This is a genomic window from Pseudomonas sp. F(2018) (genome assembly GCF_005508865.1).
GTDB lineage: Bacteria > Pseudomonadota > Gammaproteobacteria > Pseudomonadales > Pseudomonadaceae > Aquipseudomonas.
The window spans coordinates 234,478-249,771 of the sequence record NZ_SCOM01000001.1; the positions used below are offsets into that span (position 1 = coordinate 234,478).

The window sequence follows — 15,294 nt, forward strand, 5'->3', positions numbered from 1 at the left end:
TCCTGCTCGACGGGCCGCTGCCGAGCGACGCGGCGGGCGTTATCATGCAGGCCCCGATCCTCAAGGAGCTGCCGTGACCAGCAATACCCCGCGCTACAAGGCAATCGAGGACTTCCTGCTCGAGCGCATCCGCGGCGGCGCCTATCCGGTCAACCACCAGATTCCCCCGGAAGAACAGCTGGCCCGCGACTTCGACGTCAGCCGCATGACCGCCAACAAGGCGATCAACAACCTGGTGCAGCAGGGCTACCTGTTGCGCCAGGCCGGCCTCGGCACCTTCGTCACCGACCGCAAGGCCGAGTCCTCGCTGCACGAGGTGCTCAATATCGCCAGCGAGGTGCGCGGCCGCGGCCACGCCTATAGCAACGACGTGCTGCGCTGCGAGGCCATCGAGGCCGACGACGAGGTGGCCCTGCGCCTCGGCCTGCGCCTGGGCGCCCAGGTGTTCCGCAGCATCCTGGTGCACCGCGAGGACGGCGTGCCGATCCAGCTGGAGGACCGCTTCGTCAATCCGCGCTGGGTGCCGCACTACCTGGACAGCGACTTCTCCCAGCACACGCCCAACGAGGTGCTGGTGGCCAGCTGCCCGATATCCGATGTCGAGCACGTGGTCGAGGCGGTGCTGGTGGACGCACAGACCGCCGCTTGGCTGGATATCGACGCCGCCTCGCCGTGCCTGTCGATGATCCGCCGCACCTGGTCCGACGAGCATCTGATCAGCTACGCCCGCCTGATTCACCCCGGCGCTCGCTATAAATTGCGCTCGCGCATGAAGCGGCGTTAACGCGTTTCGCTGACGCGCTTCGCTTGGCGACCGCCCGTCGATCCGGTTTCTTATCCCGCGTTCAGTGGTTAGGCTCTGGGGTCTACCGTGCCAACGGACGAGACGATGGATCGACAAGCGAAGCAATTCGAGCTGGCGCTGGAGCGCCTGTACCGTGAGGAATCGCGCCGGGTGCTGGCCACCCTGATTCGCCTGCTGGGCGACTTCGATCTGGCCGAGGAGGCCCTGCACGAGGCCTTCCGCGCCGCCATGGAACAGTGGCCGGAGCAGGGCGTGCCGGACAATCCGCGGGCCTGGCTGGTATCCGCCGGGCGCTTCAAGGCCATCGACCAGCTGCGCCGCCAGGCGCGCTTCCAGGCCCTCGACGATGTGGAGGAGCCGGCCGGCGGCGAGGCTTGGGATGGCGAGCATCTGGAAGACGACCGCCTGCGCCTGATCTTCACCTGCTGCCACCCGGCCCTGGCGCCCGACGCCCAGGTGGCGCTGACCCTGCGCGAGATCTGCGACCTCACCACGGAGGAAATCGCCAGCGCCTTCCTCGCCACGCCGCCGACCATCGCCCAGCGCATCGTGCGGGCCAAGAACAAGATCCGCGACGCGCGCATCCCTTATGAAGTCCCCGGCCGCAGCGAGCTGCCCGAGCGCCTGGAGGCGGTGCTGCGGGTGGTCTACCTGGTGTTCAACGAAGGCTATTTCGCCAGCAGCGGCGACGAGCTGACCCGCCAGCACCTGTCCGCCGAGGCCATCCGCCTCGGTCGCCTGCTCTGTGAGCTGCTGCCCGAGGCCGAAGTGCGCGGCCTGCTGGCGCTGATGCTGCTGCAGGAGTCGCGGCGCGCCGCCCGCAGCGATGCCGACGGCCTGCCGGTGCTGCTGGAGGAACAGGACCGCAGCCTGTGGGACCGTGAACTGATCGCCGAAGGCGAGGCGCAGATCCAGGCCGCCTTCGCCTCCGGCGAGATCGGCCCCTACTGCCTGCAGGCCGCCATCGCCGCCGTGCACGCCGAGGCGCCGAGCGTCGAGGCCACCGACTGGGCGCAGATCGTCGGCCTGTACGAGGTGCTGCTGGCCGCCAACCCGTCGCCGGTGATCGAGCTCAACCGCGCCGTGGCCCTGGCCATGCGCGACGGCGCCGACGCCGGGCTGCGCCAGGTGGAGGCCATACTCGAACGTGGCGAGCTGGGCGACTACCACCTGGCCCATGCCGCCCGCGCCGACCTCAACCGCCGCCTGGGCCGCTGGGACGAGGCGCGCAGTGCCTATCGGCGGGCGCTGCAGCTGAGCCAGCAGGGCATGGACCGGCAGTTTCTCGAGCGCCGCCTGGCCGAGTTGCCGGACGCCTGAAAAATATTTTGCGCGGCCCTGTCGAATCGTCGATGTGCCGCTCGACCAGAAGGTGACAGCAGCGATTTCCGCTGCCAGGGAGGAGAGCGATGAAATACCTGTGCCTGATCTATAGCGACGAGAACATCCTGCACAACTCGCCGGACAGCCCGCGCGACGGCGAGTGCTTCGACTACTTCCAGAGCGTGCAGCAGAGCGGCCGCATGCTGGCCGCCGAACCGCTGGAGTCGGTGGCCACCGCCACCACGGTGCGCGTGCGCGGCGGCAAGCTGAGCATCACCGACGGCCCCTTCGCCGAGACCAAGGAACAGCTGGCCGGCTTCTACCTGATCGAGGCGCGCGACCTCAACGAGGCGCTGCAGATCGCCGGCGGCATTCCCGCCGCGCGGGTCGGCAGCGTCGAAGTGCGGCCGGTGCGCCAGCTGCAACTCGAGGGCTAAGAGCCTGTTCAAAGGCTCGCGAGCTAGAGGTATGCAAGGCAAAAACAGGGGAAGAAGCGCAGTTTACGAGTAGTAAATGAGCATTCTGAGACTGTTTTTAACGCAGCAGACCCGACGCGCAGCAGCCTTTCAACAGGTTCTGAAGTCGTGTGCCCATTTTGTCTGGCCGCCCTGGCCCTGGGCGGCGTCAGCGTCGCCGGTGCCGGCGGCATTGGTCTGTGGCTCGGCTGCCGCCGCGCTGCCACGAGGAGGAACAACGATGAATCCTGACTACCCGCAAGTCGCCAGCCGCGAGGAGTGGCTGGCCGCCCGCCTGCAGCTGCTCGCCCAGGAGAAGGCGCTGACCCACCAGCGCGATGCGCTCAACGCCCAGCGCCGCGCCTTGCCGATGGTGGAGATCGAGGCGAACTACCGCTTCACCGGACCGCAAGGCGAGGTCGGCCTGGCCGATCTGTTCGCCGGGCGCAGCCAGCTGATCGTCTACCACTTCATGTTCCATCGCGACAAAGGCGAAGGCTGCCCCGGTTGCTCCTTCCTGGCCGACAACATCGGCCACCTGGCCCACCTGCATGCCCGCGACACCAGCCTGGTGCTGGTCTCCAACGCGCCGCTGGCGGAGCTGGAAGCCTTCAAAAGACGCATGGGCTGGAACCTGCCCTGGTACTCGTCGTTCGGCAGTCGCTTCAACTACGACTTCCACGTGACCATCGACGCCAGCCAGGCGCCGGTCGAGTACAACTATCGGGACGAGGCCGAGCTCAAACGCATGGGCCAGCTGGACATGATCAAGGGCGAGCTGCCCGGCGCCAGCGTGTTCCTGCGCGACGGCGAGCGGGTGTTCCACACCTATTCCACCTATGCCCGCGGCCTGGACATGCTGATGAACGCCTACCACTACCTCGACCTCACGCCGTTCGGCCGTGGCGAGGGCTGGGGCGGCATGGCCAACGTGGATGGCAAGGGTATGAACTGGACCCGCCTGCACGACCAATACGAAGGCGCGACTGCGGCCCGCCACGACTGCTGCGCCTGAGCGCGAGGAGAGATTCATGAGCACCGTAAACAGCGAACTGAAGGCCCTCACCACCAGCTGGGAAGCGGCCAACAAGGCCCGCGACGTCGATGCCATCCTTGGCCACTACGCCGAGGATCTGGTGGCATTCGATGCCATCCTGCAACTGCAGTTCAAGGGCCGCGAGGTGTACAAGGCGCACTGGAAGAACTGCCTGGAGATGTGTCAGGGGCCGATGACCTTCGAGGTGCACCAGCTGCAGCAGTGGGGCGAGGGCGATGTCGGCTTCGGTCACTTCCTCTGCCACTGCGGCGGCACCGACAACGAGGGCAACACGCACAACTGCTGGATGCGCGTGACCCAGGGTTACCGGCGCATCGGCGGGCAGTGGCGCATCGTGCATGACCACTTCTCGGCGCCCTTCGACCCGGAGAGCGGCCAGGCGCTGTTCGAACTGCAGCCGTGATGAGCGGCCTTGGCCGTGCATGAGGCTGCGCAGCGGTAGCCCGGATGCAATCCGGGAATTGCCGCGCATGACTTCCCCGGATTGCATCCGGGCTACAGGCTGTACCGAGGAGATAACCCCAATGCAAGGAAAGAAGAGCATGAGCATTCTGATCGTCGTCGTACTGCTGGTCGCCGGCCTGGCGGTGTTCGTCGCCAGCCGCCCGGACCAGTTCCGCGTCGAGCGCAGCGCGCTGATCCAGGCACCGCCTGCCGCGCTGCAGGCGCAGATCGAGGACTTCCATCAGTGGCCGCACTGGTCGCCCTGGGCCAGGCGCGACCCGGCCATGAAAGTGGACTACGAGGGCGCCGAACGCGGCGTCGGCGCCACCCAGCGCTGGGTCGGCAACAAGGAAGTGGGCAAGGGCAGCGCGACCATCCTCGAGAGCGAGCCGGGCCAGCGCGTGCTGATCCAGCTGGAGTTCCTCGAGCCCTTCCGCGCCAGCAACCTGGCCGAGTTCCGCTTCCAGCCCGAGGGCAGCGGCACCCGCGTGAGCTGGAGCATGACCGGCCACAACGGCTTCATCGGCAAGGCCATGGGCCTGGTGTTCAACATGGACAAGATGGTCGGTGGCGACTTCGAGCAGGGCCTGCAGCAGCTGCGCATGCGCGTGGAGGAGAGCTGAGCGGAGTACAATCGCGCCTTTGCTTTCCGCTGCCTGGCTAAGGAGTAACCGTGGAATCGGTGATTTCCGTCGAGAATCTGAGCAAGACCTACAAGTCCGGTCATCCGGCGCTGCAGAACATCAATCTGGATATCCGCCAGGGCGAGATCTTCGCCCTGCTCGGCCCCAACGGCGCCGGCAAAACCACCCTGATCAGCATCATCTGCGGCATCGTCAACCCGGGCACGGGCCAGGTGCGCGTGGCCGGCCACGACATCAGAGCCGACTACCGCGCCGCGCGCTCGGCCATTGGCCTGGTGCCCCAGGAGCTGGTCAACGACGTGTTCGAGACGGTTTGGGCGACGGTGAAGTTCAGCCGCGGCCTGTTCGGCAAGAAGCCCAACCCGCAGTACCTGGAGCAACTGCTCAAGGACCTGTCGCTGTGGGACAAGCGCGACGCCAAGATCTTCGAGCTGTCCGGCGGCATGAAGCGCCGGGTGATGATCGCCAAGGCGCTGAGCCACGAGCCGTCGATCCTGTTCCTCGACGAGCCCACCGCCGGCGTGGACGTGGAGCTGCGCCGCGACATGTGGAACATGGTGCGCCGCCTGCGCGAGCGCGGCGTGACCATCATCCTCACCACCCACTACATCGAGGAGGCCGAGGAGATGGCCGACCGCATCGGGGTGATCCGCAAGGGCGAGATCATCCTGGTGGAGGACAAGGACGTGCTGATGCACAAGCTCGGCAAGAAGCAGCTGACCGTGCAGCTCAAGCACCCGCTGGGCAGCGTGCCGGTCGAGCTGGCCGGCCACGGCCTGGAGCTGGCCGACGAGGGTCATGCACTGGTCTACACCTTCGACGCCCAGCGCGAGCACACCGGCATCGCCGAGCTGCTCAAGGACCTGGCCCAGCACGGCATCGACTTCAAGGACCTGCAGTCCAGCGAGAGCTCGCTGGAAGACATCTTCGTCAGCCTGGTCCATGAGAAGGAGCGCGCATGAACCTGCAAGCCATCAAGTCTATCTACCTGTTCGAGCTGCACCGCACCTGGCGCACCCTGCTGCAGAGCATCGCCACCCCGGTGATCACCACCTCGCTGTACTTCGTGGTGTTCGGTTCGGCCATCGGTTCGAGCATGACCGAGGTGCACGGGGTCAGCTATGGCGCCTTCATCGTGCCGGGCCTGATCATGCTGGCGCTGCTCACTGAGAGCATCGGCAACGCCTCGTTCGGCATCTACATGCCGAAGTACTCGGGGACCATCTACGAGCTGCTGTCGGCGCCGGTGTCGTTCTTCGAGATCCTGGTCGGCTATGTCGGCGCGGCCGCCACCAAGTCGGTAATCCTCGGCCTGATCATCTTCGCCACCTCGTCGCTGTTCGTCGATTTCGAGGTGGCCCATCCGTTCTGGGCCCTGGCCTTCCTGCTGCTGACGGCGATCACCTTCTGCCTGTTCGGCTTCATCATCGGCGTGTGGGCCGATGGCTGGGAGAAGCTGCAGGTGGTGCCGGCGCTGATCGTCACACCGCTGGCCTTCCTCGGTGGCAGCTTCTACTCGATCAGCATGCTGCCGGAGCTGTGGCAGAAGCTGACCCTGTTCAACCCGGTGGTGTACCTGATCAGCGCGTTCCGCTGGGCCTTCTTCGGCGTGGCCGATGTGAATCTCGGCCTGAGCATCGGCATGATCCTCGGCTTCCTGCTGGCCTGCGTGCTGGTGGTCAGCTGGATCTTCAAGACCGGTTACCGGCTGCGCCACTGAGGGGTAGATGCAAAGAAGAACGGAGGCTGCGGCCTCCGTTTTTCATGGTGGGGAAGGGCTACCGGGGCGCGCCGCGAGGGGCTATTACGCAAAAGCGCGGGTGATTACCTAGTATGAAATCAGCCGCCGCTCGCGGCGCGCTATGCCTGCGCCAGCTCCCCCCGATAACAAGAGACACTCCCGCCATGAGCATCAAGAGCAAACTGCTGACCAGCTTTCTGGTGGCGACCCTGGTCCCCGTGCTGATCGTCGCGCTGCTGACCATCCGCAACGTCACGCAGCAGGCCAGGACCCACTTCCACGACGCCAGCAGCCTGGATGTGCGGCTGGTGGACAACACCTTCGTCACCTTCTTCGACTCGGTCGGCCACACCGTCTCGGCGCTGGCCGACTACCCCGCGCTGCGCGACACCGCCGGCGGTGAGCTGAGCAACTACTTCGGCGAGAAGCGCAAACCCAGCGAGGTTGCCACCGCCAATGGCGGCCGCGAGAAGCAGGTGTTCGATTACTTCTCCAGCATCGGCAACAACAACCCGACCTTCGGCTACGTCTACATGAGCGATACCAATGGCGCCTATGTGGAGTGGCCGGGTACCGGCGAATACGGCGACTGGGACCCGCGTAAGCGGCCCTGGTACGACATCGGCAAGAACGCCAACTTCACCCTGGCGCGCCGCGACGGTTACTACTGGGAGCCGGACGACGCGGTGTACGTCTCGGTGCTCAAGGGCTTCAAGGACCAGGCCGGCGCCTTCGCCGGGGTGGTGGCGGTGGACGTGTCGCTCAAGGCACTGACCGACATGACGCAGAAGATCCGTTTCGGCGAGACCGGCTTCTTCATGCTGGTGGAGAGCAGCGGCACCGTGCTGGTCGACGGCCAGCAGCCGGAGCACAACTTCAAGAAGCTCAGCGAGCTCAAGGGCGACTACTTCGCCACCATCGCCCAGACCGACAACGGCCTGATCGAGGTTAGCATCGATGGCGTCGACTACATGGCCAACGTCTACACCTCGCCGGAGCTGGGCTGGAAGTTCATCGGCTTCATGCAGAGCGACGAGATCTTCGCCAACGCCCAGCAGCTGGCCTGGCAGACCCTGGTGGTCTCCGCCGTGCTGGTGCTGCTGTTCGGCCTCGCCGGGGTGATCATCGCCAACCGCATCGTCACCCCGATCAACCTGGTCAAGGAGGGCCTGCGCACCATCGCCCAGGGCGAGGGCGACCTGACCCGCCGCCTGGACCTGCTGAGCCAGGACGAAACCGGCGAGCTGGCCAACTGGTTCAACCAGTTCATCGAGTCGACCCAGGCGATGATCAAGGTGATCAAGGACAACGCCATCAGCATGCACGGCGTGTCCAGCCAGACCAACGAACGCACCACGGCCATGTCCGCCAGCTTGCAGCATCAGTTGAGCGCGGTGGAGCAGATCGTCACGGCGGTGACCGAGATGTCCTCCGCCGCCAACGAGGTGGCGCAGACCTGCGTGCGCACGGCCGACGCCTCCAAGCAGGGCCTGGACGCGACCAGCAACGGCAAGGAGGTGATCGCCCGCAGCACCGCGGGGGTCAACAAGCTGGGCGCCAGCATCCTCGAGTCGAGCAAGGTGATCCAGGAGCTGGAGCGCGAGACGGTGAGCATCAACAACATCCTCTCGACCATCCAGCAGATCGCCGAGCAGACCAACCTGCTGGCCCTCAACGCGGCCATCGAAGCGGCGCGAGCCGGCGAGCAGGGCCGCGGCTTCGCGGTGGTGGCGGACGAGGTGCGCAACCTGGCCAAGCGCACCCAGGACTCCACCGGCGAGATCAACAAGATCCTCAACCTGCTGGTCAGCCGCATCAGCGAGGTGACGACGACCATGGACCACAGCCTGAGCGAGTCCGGCAAGGCGATCGAGCTGGCCAGCGAGGTGATGGGCGCCTTCGAGAGCATCGAGGGCGCCATGCAGATGATCCGCGACATGACCATGCAGATCGCCACGGCCACCGAGGAGCAGCATCTGGTGACCGAGGACATCAACCAGAACATCGTCGCCATCAACGACTCGGTGAGCCAGGTCTCCAGCCAGGCCATGGAGGTGGAGCAGTACTCCCACGAGCAGCGCGAGCTGAGCAGTGCGCTCAAGCAGCTGGTGGGGCGCTTCCGGACCGAGTGAGGCGCGCCTTTACGAGCCTGCATCGCTCGGCGCAGGCGTTACGGGCAGCGCCTCAGCACTCGATGATGTTTACCGCCAGGCCGCCCCTGGCGGTTTCCTTGTACTTGCTCTTCATGTCCGCCCCGGTCTCGCGCATGGTGCGGATCACCCGATCCAGCGAGATGAAGTGCTGGCCGTCGCCGCGCAGGGCCATGCGCGCGGCATTGATCGCCTTCACCGAACCCATGGCGTTGCGCTCGATGCAGGGCACCTGGACCAGGCCGCCGACCGGGTCGCAGGTCAGACCGAGGTTGTGCTCCATGCCGATCTCGGCGGCGTTCTCCACCTGCTGGATGGTGCCGCCGAGCACTTCACAGAGAGCGCCGGCGACCATCGAACAGGCCACGCCGACCTCGCCCTGGCAGCCGACCTCGGCGCCGGAGATCGAGGCGTTCTCCTTGTACAGGATGCCGATGGCCGCGGCGGTGAGCAGGAAGCGCACCACGCCGTCGTCATTGGCGCCGGGCACGAAGCGCCGGTAGTAGTGCAGCACCGCCGGCACTATGCCGGCCGCGCCGTTGGTGGGGGCGGTGACCACGCGGCCGCCGGTGGCGTTCTCCTCGTTCACCGCCAGGGCGTAGAGGTTGACCCAGTCCATCACCGTCAGCGGGTCGCGCAGGCTGGCTTCGGGGTTCTCGCTGAGCTGGCGGTGTAGGGCGGCGGCGCGGCGACGCACCTTGAGGCCGCCGGGCATGATGCCCTCGTTGCGGCAGCCGGCGGTGACGCAGTCCTGCATCACCTGCCAGATCTTCAGCAGCCCTGCGCGGGTCTCGGCCTCCGGACGCCAGGCGGCCTCGTTGGCCAGCATCAGCTGGCTGATCGACAGGCCGTGCGCGTTGCACTGGGCCAGCAGTTCCTTGGCGGTCTTGAACGGGTAGGCCAGCGGGGTCTGGTCCTCGACGATGCGGTCGGCGCCGGCGGCTTCCTCGTCCACCACGAAGCCGCCGCCCACCGAGTAGTACTCGCGGGAGCGGACCTGCAGGCCAGCGTCGTCGAACGCGCGGAAGATCATGCCGTTGGGGTGGAAGTCGAGCGGCTTGCGGATCATCGCCAGATGTTCCTTCTCGACGAAGCGGATCGGCTTGTCGCCGCCCAGCTTCAGCTCGCCGCTGGCGCGCATGGCGGTGAGGCGGCTGTCGATGGTCGAGGTATCGACGCTGTCCGGCTGATCGCCTTCCAGGCCCAACAGCACGGCCTTGTCGCTGCCATGGCCCTTGCCGGTGGCGCCGAGGGATCCGTACAGCTCGACCTTCAGGCTGTGCGTGGCGTCGAACAGCCCTTCGCGCCGCAGACCCTCGACGAAGCGCGCCGCGGCGCGCATCGGCCCGACGGTGTGGGAGCTGGAAGGGCCGATACCGATCTTGAACAGGTCGAAAACGCTGAGGGACATGAAGGGCTCCGGTGACTGATTGGTCACAGCTTACACCCGGATGCCGACAAAGACGGTCATGGATGCGACCGGCAGTTACCTTTCTCCGCCCACCACCCGTTGCTTGTCCGGTTGCGCATGCGGCGGATGATGAGCAATTTACTGCTCGGAGAGCGGCGTTAGAATGCCGGCCTTTTCCGGAGGTACGGATATGAGCGAAGAGTACGGCGTCGGCGACGCCTCATACCAAGCCGCAGGCGGCATCGATGGCCTGCGCCGCCTGGTCGACGACTTCTACCGCTGCATGGACGAGCTGCCAGAAGCCGCCGAGGTGCGCGCCATGCACCCGGCAAGCCTGGAGTCGGCGCGCGACAAGCTGGCCTGTTTCCTCAGTGGCTGGCTGGGCGGGCCCAAGCTGTTCGGCGAGAAGTACGGGCCCATCGCCATTCCCAGCTTCCATTCCCCGTGGCCGATTGGCGAGGCGCAGGCCGAGGCCTGGCTGAGCTGTATGGCTCGCGCCATCGAACGGCAGGGCTACGCCCCCGCGTTCGCCGATTACCTGCTGACCCAGCTGCGCGTGCCGGCCCGGCGCATCGTCCAGGCCAGCGCCGCGCGCCACGCCGTATAGCGCTGCGAGCATCGGCCCGGGGCATAGCCACTATTGAGAGCAGCGATTTCCGCCCGAACGTGCGCCCGCCTAGAGTGGTCACACATTTAGAGGAGATCAGCAGATGCCCCGCATCGACATCATGTCCATGATCGGCAGCGCCGTCCCGGCGCCGCTACGCAGCAGTGGCCACTTGGCTTGCTGGTACGTGATGGTCGACGGCGAACAGCATCTCGGCCCGTATGTGTCGCCCGACCTGGCCCGTGACGCCAAGCTCTATGTCGAGCGCCAACTGCGCCTGCACTGATCCCTGACAACGAATGCTCCAGCGCCGACAAGGCGCTTTAGGCAGCCCCGGCTGCCCGTTTATTCCCCTTGCCCGCCCCGCTCCGGCGGGCTCTTTTTTGTCTGCTCAGCGCACCCGTTCGCGGCTCTGCACCGCCAGGTCCAGGGCCTTCTGCATGTCCAGGCGCGCGGAGCGGCCAACGTCCTTGTCGTCTAGCTGGTAATTGCGCTCGGACGGCAGGATCGGTGCGGTCAGGTCCTCGGCGTCCATCGGTTCGAAGTCGTAGTCGCCGCCGATGGTCATGGCGCTGCGGCGCAGCAGCATGCGCAGCTGGTCCGGCTGCAGCTCGGGGTTGATCGACAGCATGGCCGCCACCACGCCGGCCACCATTGGCGTGGCGTAGGAGGTGCCGCAATGCACCTCGCCACGCTCGCCGTCGCCCAGGGTCGAGGCGCGGGTGCAGGCCGAGGCGGTGATGTCGACGCGCATGTCGATGTTCGATGAGCTGCGCTTGATCACGTAGTCGGGGTCGTCCACCGCCACGTCCTGCTTCTGGCTGCGCTGGTGGCCGCCGACCACCAGCAGCTGGTCGGTGATGAAGGAGGAGGGCAGGCGATACTCGTCGGTGCCGGAGAAGGCCGCGCCGTTGCCGGCCGAGTTGATCACCACCACGTCCGGATGCTCGCGGCGCAGCCACAGGAAGAACTCCTCAAGCAGTTCCTCGTAGCCGCTCATGGCCAGGCCCGAGCGGATCAGCGAATCGACCTCGTCGCCCTCGACGTTCTTCGCCCCGACCCGGTGGATGCCCCAGCTCCAGTTGAGCACCCGCACGCCGTCCTCCACCAGGTTGACCGAGGCGGCTACGTTGGCGGTGATGCCGGCGTCGGAGTTGCGCTCGACTATGACCTCGAAGCCCGGCCCGGCGGCGTCCAGGGCGCGCAGGAAGCCGCTGTTGCCGCCACGCTCGGGGTGCGCGGCGAGGATGCCGGCCACGGTGCTGCCGTGGTTGTCCGGCTTATCCGAGTCGCGGGCGTAGAGGCAGGTGCGCTTGTCCGGCTGGCAGCCGCCGAGCTGGTCGGCGAAATCCGCCGCGTCGAAGTCGACGTTGCGCTCGATCACGCCGATGCGCACCGGCTTGGTCGCAACCGGCGCCTGCTTGGCGGGGATGCGCCGGCGGTAGTAGTTCACCGCGTCGGCGAAGCGGTTGGCCGCCCACTCGTCGTCGCTCGGCTGCTGAGGCACTTTATCGCGCTCGCTTTCCTCGCCCTTCTCCGGGGCCGATTCCTCGACTATCACCGCATCCACGCTGGCCTCGCTGCCCAGGCGCAGGATCAGCGCATCGCGCTGCACCAGGTCCCTGGCCGGCAGGCGCAGCTGGTAGACGTTCAGCGGCGGAATGGCCCCGACTACTTTCGCGCCGTAGCGCTTGGCCAGGCGCTCGGCCTCCTGGCGGCCGTCGTGCTTTTCCTCGATCAGCAGGCTGACCAGGTCCAGGTAGGTGGTCAGGCCGTCCATGTTCTTCGCTACTTCATCGGGGCCGGCGGCCAGCACCTGGCTGCGCCCGCGCGACAGCCACACCGGGTTGCTGCGCCGCTCGCCCTGCTGCAGCCACAGCGGCGCGCTGGGGCCCTTGGGCAGGTCCAGGCGCAGGCTCTGGCCATCGCGCTCGATCCGCTCGGCTGTCAGGGGCGTATCGCCCAGCTGCACCTGCAGCTGGCCCTCGCTCAGCCCGCGCGTGCGCAGGCAATACTGGCTGTCCTGTTGCAGCAGGTCGCCGCAGCGCTGCAGCTGGGTGATGCGCAGCGGCTCTGCGGCAGGCAGCAGCGGGGCGGTGGACAACAGGGCGAGCAGGGCGGCGCGGGCGAACAAGGTGGCGATCTCCATGGGCTGTCTGGCACTAGACCCGCGCTGCGTCTGTCGCGTTCATGCCGCGTCGCCGGCACGCGCAAGAACGATCAAGCGCCGGGCATACTGGCCGCCGATACTGCCGGCGCAACGTGAGGAGCGAACATGGACCCCATCGGCAAGGCCCTCTGGCTGATCGAGACCGATCTCGAAGGACGCCTGGAGCTGCAGGACATCGCCGACGCCTGCGGGCTGTCGCGTTTCGGCATGGCGCGGGCCTTCGTGGTCGCCACCGGCTGGCCGGTGATGCGCTACGCCAAGGCGCGGCGCCTGAGCCGGGCGGCGCGACGGTTGGCCGAGGGCGCCCAGGACATTCTCGGCCTGGCACTGGAGGCGGGCTATGGCTCCCACGAGGCATTCACCCGCGCGTTCCGCGAGCAGTTCGGCATCACGCCGGAGGCCTTGCGGGCGAGCGGTCATCTGGATGGCATCGAACTGAGGGAGGCCATGCGCATGCAACCCACCACCACCTACCCACTCGCCGAACCGCGCTTCGAGCAGGGCGAGGAGCTGCTGATCGCCGGGCTCGGCGAGCGTTTCAGCGTCGACAAGTCCCAGGGCATCAGTTCGCTCTGGCAACGCTTCGTGCCCTATATCGGCAAGGTGCCGGGCCAGCAGGGCTGGGAGACTTTCGGCCTGTGTCACAGCCCGGACGAGGACGGCAGCTTCGAGTACATCGCCGGGGTGCGGGTCAGCCGTGTCGACGAGCTGCCGCCGGGCTTCGTCCACCAGCGTCTGCCGGCGCGGCGCTACGCGGTGTTCCGCCACGCGGGGCATATCTCCAGCATCCACGAGACCTTCGCCGCGATCTTCCAGCGCTGGCTGCCGGCCTCCGGCATGCAGGCGGCCGACGCGCCGGAGTTCGAGCGCTACAGCGCCGACTTCGACCCCATGGCCGGCAAGGGGCGCGTGGATATCTGGGTGCCACTGCGCGACTGAAGGGGGCGCTCCGGCCTACACTGCAGGCATTGCTGATGACGATGTCTGCTGATGCCCAGCCCGCTCCAATCCTTTCGCCTGGTTCACCTCGCCGCCCTGCTGTGCGCCGCCCTGGCCTGGCAGTCGGTCGGCGCCGCCACGCCCGCGCCGGAGTATCGCGTGGGCGTGGAGCAGGTGGACTATTACCCGATCTATTCGGCCGTGCCGCCGCACAATCACTACCGCGGCTATGCCCGCGACCTGCTGGATCTGTTCGCCGCCCGCGAGAACCTGCGCCTGATCTATGTGGCGCTGCCGGTGCGGCGCCTGTCGCACGCCTACCTGGCCGGCCAGCTGGACCTGATGTTCCCCGACAACCCGCGCTGGGATGTGCAGGAGAAGCCGACCGGCATTCGCTATTCGCAACCGGTGCTGCAGTTCCAGGACGCCATGCTGGTGCTGCCCAAGCGCCTGGGCCAGCCGCGCGAGAGTTTCCGCAAGCTGGGCTTCGTGCGTGGCTTCACCCCGTGGAAATTCCAGGACGACATCGCCGCCGGCCGGGTCAGCATCCACGAGTCGCCCAACCCCGAGGGGCTGATCCGCATGACCCTGGCCGGCTACATCGACGTCGCCAACATGGCGCGCCAGGTGGCGCGCTTCCACCTCAAGCGCCTGGGCCGGCCGGAAAGTCTGGTGGTGCAGCCGCTCCTGCTGCCGCAGCGCGACAGCTATTACCACCTGTCGAGCATCCACCATCCGCAGCTGATCCGTCGTTTCGATGCCTTCCTGCTACGCGAGCAGCAGGCGGTGCAGGCGCTGAAGAACAAGTACGAGCTATGAGCGCCTGCTGGCCGATTGGCACGACTTGCCCGCCGCTGCGAGTGGCGCGATAGTCGCAGGCCCCACCCGCGAGACTGCAATGACGATGGACAGCCTGCGCAGCAACGGACTGACGCCGACCCTGGTACGCGGCGACCTGATCGACACCCCGCTCGGCGTGATGATCGCCCTGGTGGATGCCCAGGGCGCGCTGCAGCGCCTGGAGTTCCTCGACGACGAGGTGCACGAGCCGCTGATCTGGCGTGGCTACCAGCTGCAGCGCGAGGCCGAGCTGGTGGCGCCGGTGGCGCGCCAGCTGGACGAGTACTTCGCCGGCCGTCGCCGCGAGTTCGAACTGGCCCTGGCACCGCTGGGCAACGCCTTCCTGCACGAGGCCTGGAAGCACCTGCGCCAGGTGCCCTACGGCACCACCATGACCTACGGCGCGCTGGCCCTGAAGCTGGAGCGCAATACCTCGGCACGGGCAGTGGGCCGCGCCAATGCGGTCAACCCCATCGCCATCATTGTGCCCTGCCACCGCATCATCGGCGCCAACGGCAACCTCACCGGCTATGCCGGCGGCCTGCACCGCAAGCAGGCGCTGCTGGAGCTGGAGGGAGTGCTCACGCCGGCGCGCCAGCAGTCGCTGCTGTAGGCGTTTCCGGTAGGCGCCGGGAGATTCTTTACGCATTCTTAACGGCCGGGCCCTGGCCGCCAGGCGAGAATTGACGCCCTGAAGTGGTTCGCTGG

General features: G+C 67.0%; 15 protein-coding genes and 2 pseudogenes. 15 read left to right on the plus strand and 2 right to left on the minus strand.

Annotated elements, in window-relative coordinates:
- Window positions 1-73: 73 nt before the first annotated feature.
- The 10 genes and pseudogenes from hutC to FFS62_RS23595 form a co-directional block, all read left to right on the plus strand.
- A complete protein-coding gene (gene hutC, locus FFS62_RS01060; protein WP_137970967.1) occupies window positions 74-784 on the plus strand; it encodes a histidine utilization repressor in 711 nt (236 codons plus the stop codon).
- 105 nt (window positions 785-889) lie between these two features.
- Window positions 890-2,125: an RNA polymerase sigma factor gene (locus FFS62_RS01065; protein WP_137970968.1), complete on the plus strand. Its 1,236-nt coding sequence runs from the start codon at window positions 890-892 to the stop codon at window positions 2,123-2,125.
- A gap of 89 nt (window positions 2,126-2,214) precedes the next feature.
- Entirely contained in the window at window positions 2,215-2,565 is a 351-nt protein-coding gene (locus FFS62_RS01070) for a YciI family protein (RefSeq protein ID WP_137970969.1), read from the plus strand.
- Between the two features lie 259 nt (window positions 2,566-2,824).
- Window positions 2,825-3,598 carry a DUF899 domain-containing protein gene (locus FFS62_RS01075; RefSeq protein WP_137970970.1) on the plus strand — a complete coding sequence of 258 codons (774 nt, stop codon included), beginning with the start codon at window positions 2,825-2,827 and terminating at the stop codon, window positions 3,596-3,598.
- Between the two features lie 16 nt (window positions 3,599-3,614).
- Entirely contained in the window at window positions 3,615-4,043 is a 429-nt protein-coding gene (locus tag FFS62_RS01080) for a nuclear transport factor 2 family protein (protein WP_137970971.1), read from the plus strand.
- 139 nt (window positions 4,044-4,182) lie between these two features.
- Window positions 4,183-4,707, plus strand: coding sequence for an SRPBCC family protein (locus tag FFS62_RS01085; protein WP_137970972.1), 525 nt, complete (start codon window positions 4,183-4,185; stop codon window positions 4,705-4,707).
- A gap of 50 nt (window positions 4,708-4,757) precedes the next feature.
- The gene (locus FFS62_RS01090; protein WP_137970973.1) at window positions 4,758-5,690 is read left to right on the plus strand and encodes an ABC transporter ATP-binding protein; all 933 of its coding nucleotides are present in this window, start codon (window positions 4,758-4,760) and stop codon (window positions 5,688-5,690) included.
- Window positions 5,687-6,448 (plus strand): ABC transporter permease, encoded by a 762-nt coding sequence (locus tag FFS62_RS01095; RefSeq protein ID WP_137970974.1) that lies wholly within the window; start codon window positions 5,687-5,689, stop codon window positions 6,446-6,448. The genes FFS62_RS01090 and FFS62_RS01095 overlap by 4 nt, the downstream gene beginning before the upstream one ends.
- Window positions 6,449-6,633: 185 nt before the next feature.
- Window positions 6,634-7,692, plus strand: a pseudogene (locus FFS62_RS23590) (cache domain-containing protein); the annotation flags it as partial.
- A gap of 387 nt (window positions 7,693-8,079) precedes the next feature.
- Window positions 8,080-8,601: pseudogene (locus FFS62_RS23595) on the plus strand (methyl-accepting chemotaxis protein); the annotation flags it as partial.
- Window positions 8,602-8,653: 52 nt separating this feature from the next.
- Here the strand turns inward: FFS62_RS23595 and FFS62_RS01105 are convergent.
- Complete coding sequence (locus FFS62_RS01105) at window positions 8,654-10,030, minus strand: L-serine ammonia-lyase (RefSeq protein ID WP_137970976.1); 1,377 nt, start codon at window positions 10,028-10,030, stop codon at window positions 8,654-8,656.
- Between the two features lie 190 nt (window positions 10,031-10,220).
- Between FFS62_RS01105 and FFS62_RS01110 the strand changes: the two genes are divergently transcribed.
- Together FFS62_RS01110 and FFS62_RS01115 are read left to right on the plus strand one after the other, a co-directional pair.
- Window positions 10,221-10,637, plus strand: a complete 417-nt coding sequence (locus FFS62_RS01110) for a group II truncated hemoglobin (RefSeq protein ID WP_137970977.1) — start codon at window positions 10,221-10,223, stop codon at window positions 10,635-10,637.
- 103 nt (window positions 10,638-10,740) lie between these two features.
- Window positions 10,741-10,923 (plus strand): hypothetical protein, encoded by a 183-nt coding sequence (locus FFS62_RS01115; protein ID WP_137970978.1) that lies wholly within the window; start codon window positions 10,741-10,743, stop codon window positions 10,921-10,923.
- Between the two features lie 105 nt (window positions 10,924-11,028).
- Here FFS62_RS01115 and FFS62_RS01120 read toward each other — a convergent pair whose 3' ends face one another.
- On the minus strand, window positions 11,029-12,786 hold the full coding sequence (locus FFS62_RS01120; RefSeq protein WP_137970979.1) for a S8/S53 family peptidase: 1,758 nt from the start codon (window positions 12,784-12,786) through the stop codon (window positions 11,029-11,031).
- 126 nt (window positions 12,787-12,912) lie between these two features.
- Between FFS62_RS01120 and FFS62_RS01125 the strand changes: the two genes are divergently transcribed.
- From FFS62_RS01125 to FFS62_RS01135, 3 genes are all read left to right on the plus strand, one after another.
- Window positions 12,913-13,746, plus strand: coding sequence for an AraC family transcriptional regulator (locus FFS62_RS01125; protein WP_137970980.1), 834 nt, complete (start codon window positions 12,913-12,915; stop codon window positions 13,744-13,746).
- Between the two features lie 51 nt (window positions 13,747-13,797).
- The gene (locus FFS62_RS01130) at window positions 13,798-14,565 is read left to right on the plus strand and encodes an ABC transporter substrate-binding protein (RefSeq protein WP_137970981.1); all 768 of its coding nucleotides are present in this window, start codon (window positions 13,798-13,800) and stop codon (window positions 14,563-14,565) included.
- A 79-nt stretch (window positions 14,566-14,644) separates the two neighbouring features.
- Entirely contained in the window at window positions 14,645-15,199 is a 555-nt protein-coding gene (locus tag FFS62_RS01135; RefSeq protein ID WP_305955879.1) for a methylated-DNA--[protein]-cysteine S-methyltransferase, read from the plus strand.
- The last annotated feature ends 95 nt before the right edge of the window (window positions 15,200-15,294 follow it).

What these genes read in the sequence shown, in the direction of transcription:
- FFS62_RS01065 (WP_137970968.1), top strand. Translation starts at nt 890, where the DNA reads ATGGATCGACAAGCGAAGCAATTCGAGCTGGCGCTGGAGCGCCTGTAC.
- FFS62_RS01070 (WP_137970969.1), top strand. Translation starts at nt 2,215, where the DNA reads ATGAAATACCTGTGCCTGATCTATAGCGACGAGAACATCCTGCACAAC.
- FFS62_RS01075 (WP_137970970.1), top strand. Translation starts at nt 2,825, where the DNA reads ATGAATCCTGACTACCCGCAAGTCGCCAGCCGCGAGGAGTGGCTGGCC.
- FFS62_RS01080 (WP_137970971.1), top strand. Translation starts at nt 3,615, where the DNA reads ATGAGCACCGTAAACAGCGAACTGAAGGCCCTCACCACCAGCTGGGAA.
- FFS62_RS01085 (WP_137970972.1), top strand. Translation starts at nt 4,183, where the DNA reads ATGAGCATTCTGATCGTCGTCGTACTGCTGGTCGCCGGCCTGGCGGTG.
- FFS62_RS01095 (WP_137970974.1), top strand. Translation starts at nt 5,687, where the DNA reads ATGAACCTGCAAGCCATCAAGTCTATCTACCTGTTCGAGCTGCACCGC.
- FFS62_RS01105 (WP_137970976.1), bottom strand. Translation starts at nt 10,030, where the DNA reads ATGTCCCTCAGCGTTTTCGACCTGTTCAAGATCGGTATCGGCCCTTCC.
- FFS62_RS01110 (WP_137970977.1), top strand. Translation starts at nt 10,221, where the DNA reads ATGAGCGAAGAGTACGGCGTCGGCGACGCCTCATACCAAGCCGCAGGC.
- FFS62_RS01115 (WP_137970978.1), top strand. Translation starts at nt 10,741, where the DNA reads ATGCCCCGCATCGACATCATGTCCATGATCGGCAGCGCCGTCCCGGCG.
- FFS62_RS01120 (WP_137970979.1), bottom strand. Translation starts at nt 12,786, where the DNA reads ATGGAGATCGCCACCTTGTTCGCCCGCGCCGCCCTGCTCGCCCTGTTG.
- FFS62_RS01125 (WP_137970980.1), top strand. Translation starts at nt 12,913, where the DNA reads ATGGACCCCATCGGCAAGGCCCTCTGGCTGATCGAGACCGATCTCGAA.
- FFS62_RS01130 (WP_137970981.1), top strand. Translation starts at nt 13,798, where the DNA reads ATGCCCAGCCCGCTCCAATCCTTTCGCCTGGTTCACCTCGCCGCCCTG.
- FFS62_RS01135 (WP_305955879.1), top strand. Translation starts at nt 14,645, where the DNA reads ATGACGATGGACAGCCTGCGCAGCAACGGACTGACGCCGACCCTGGTA.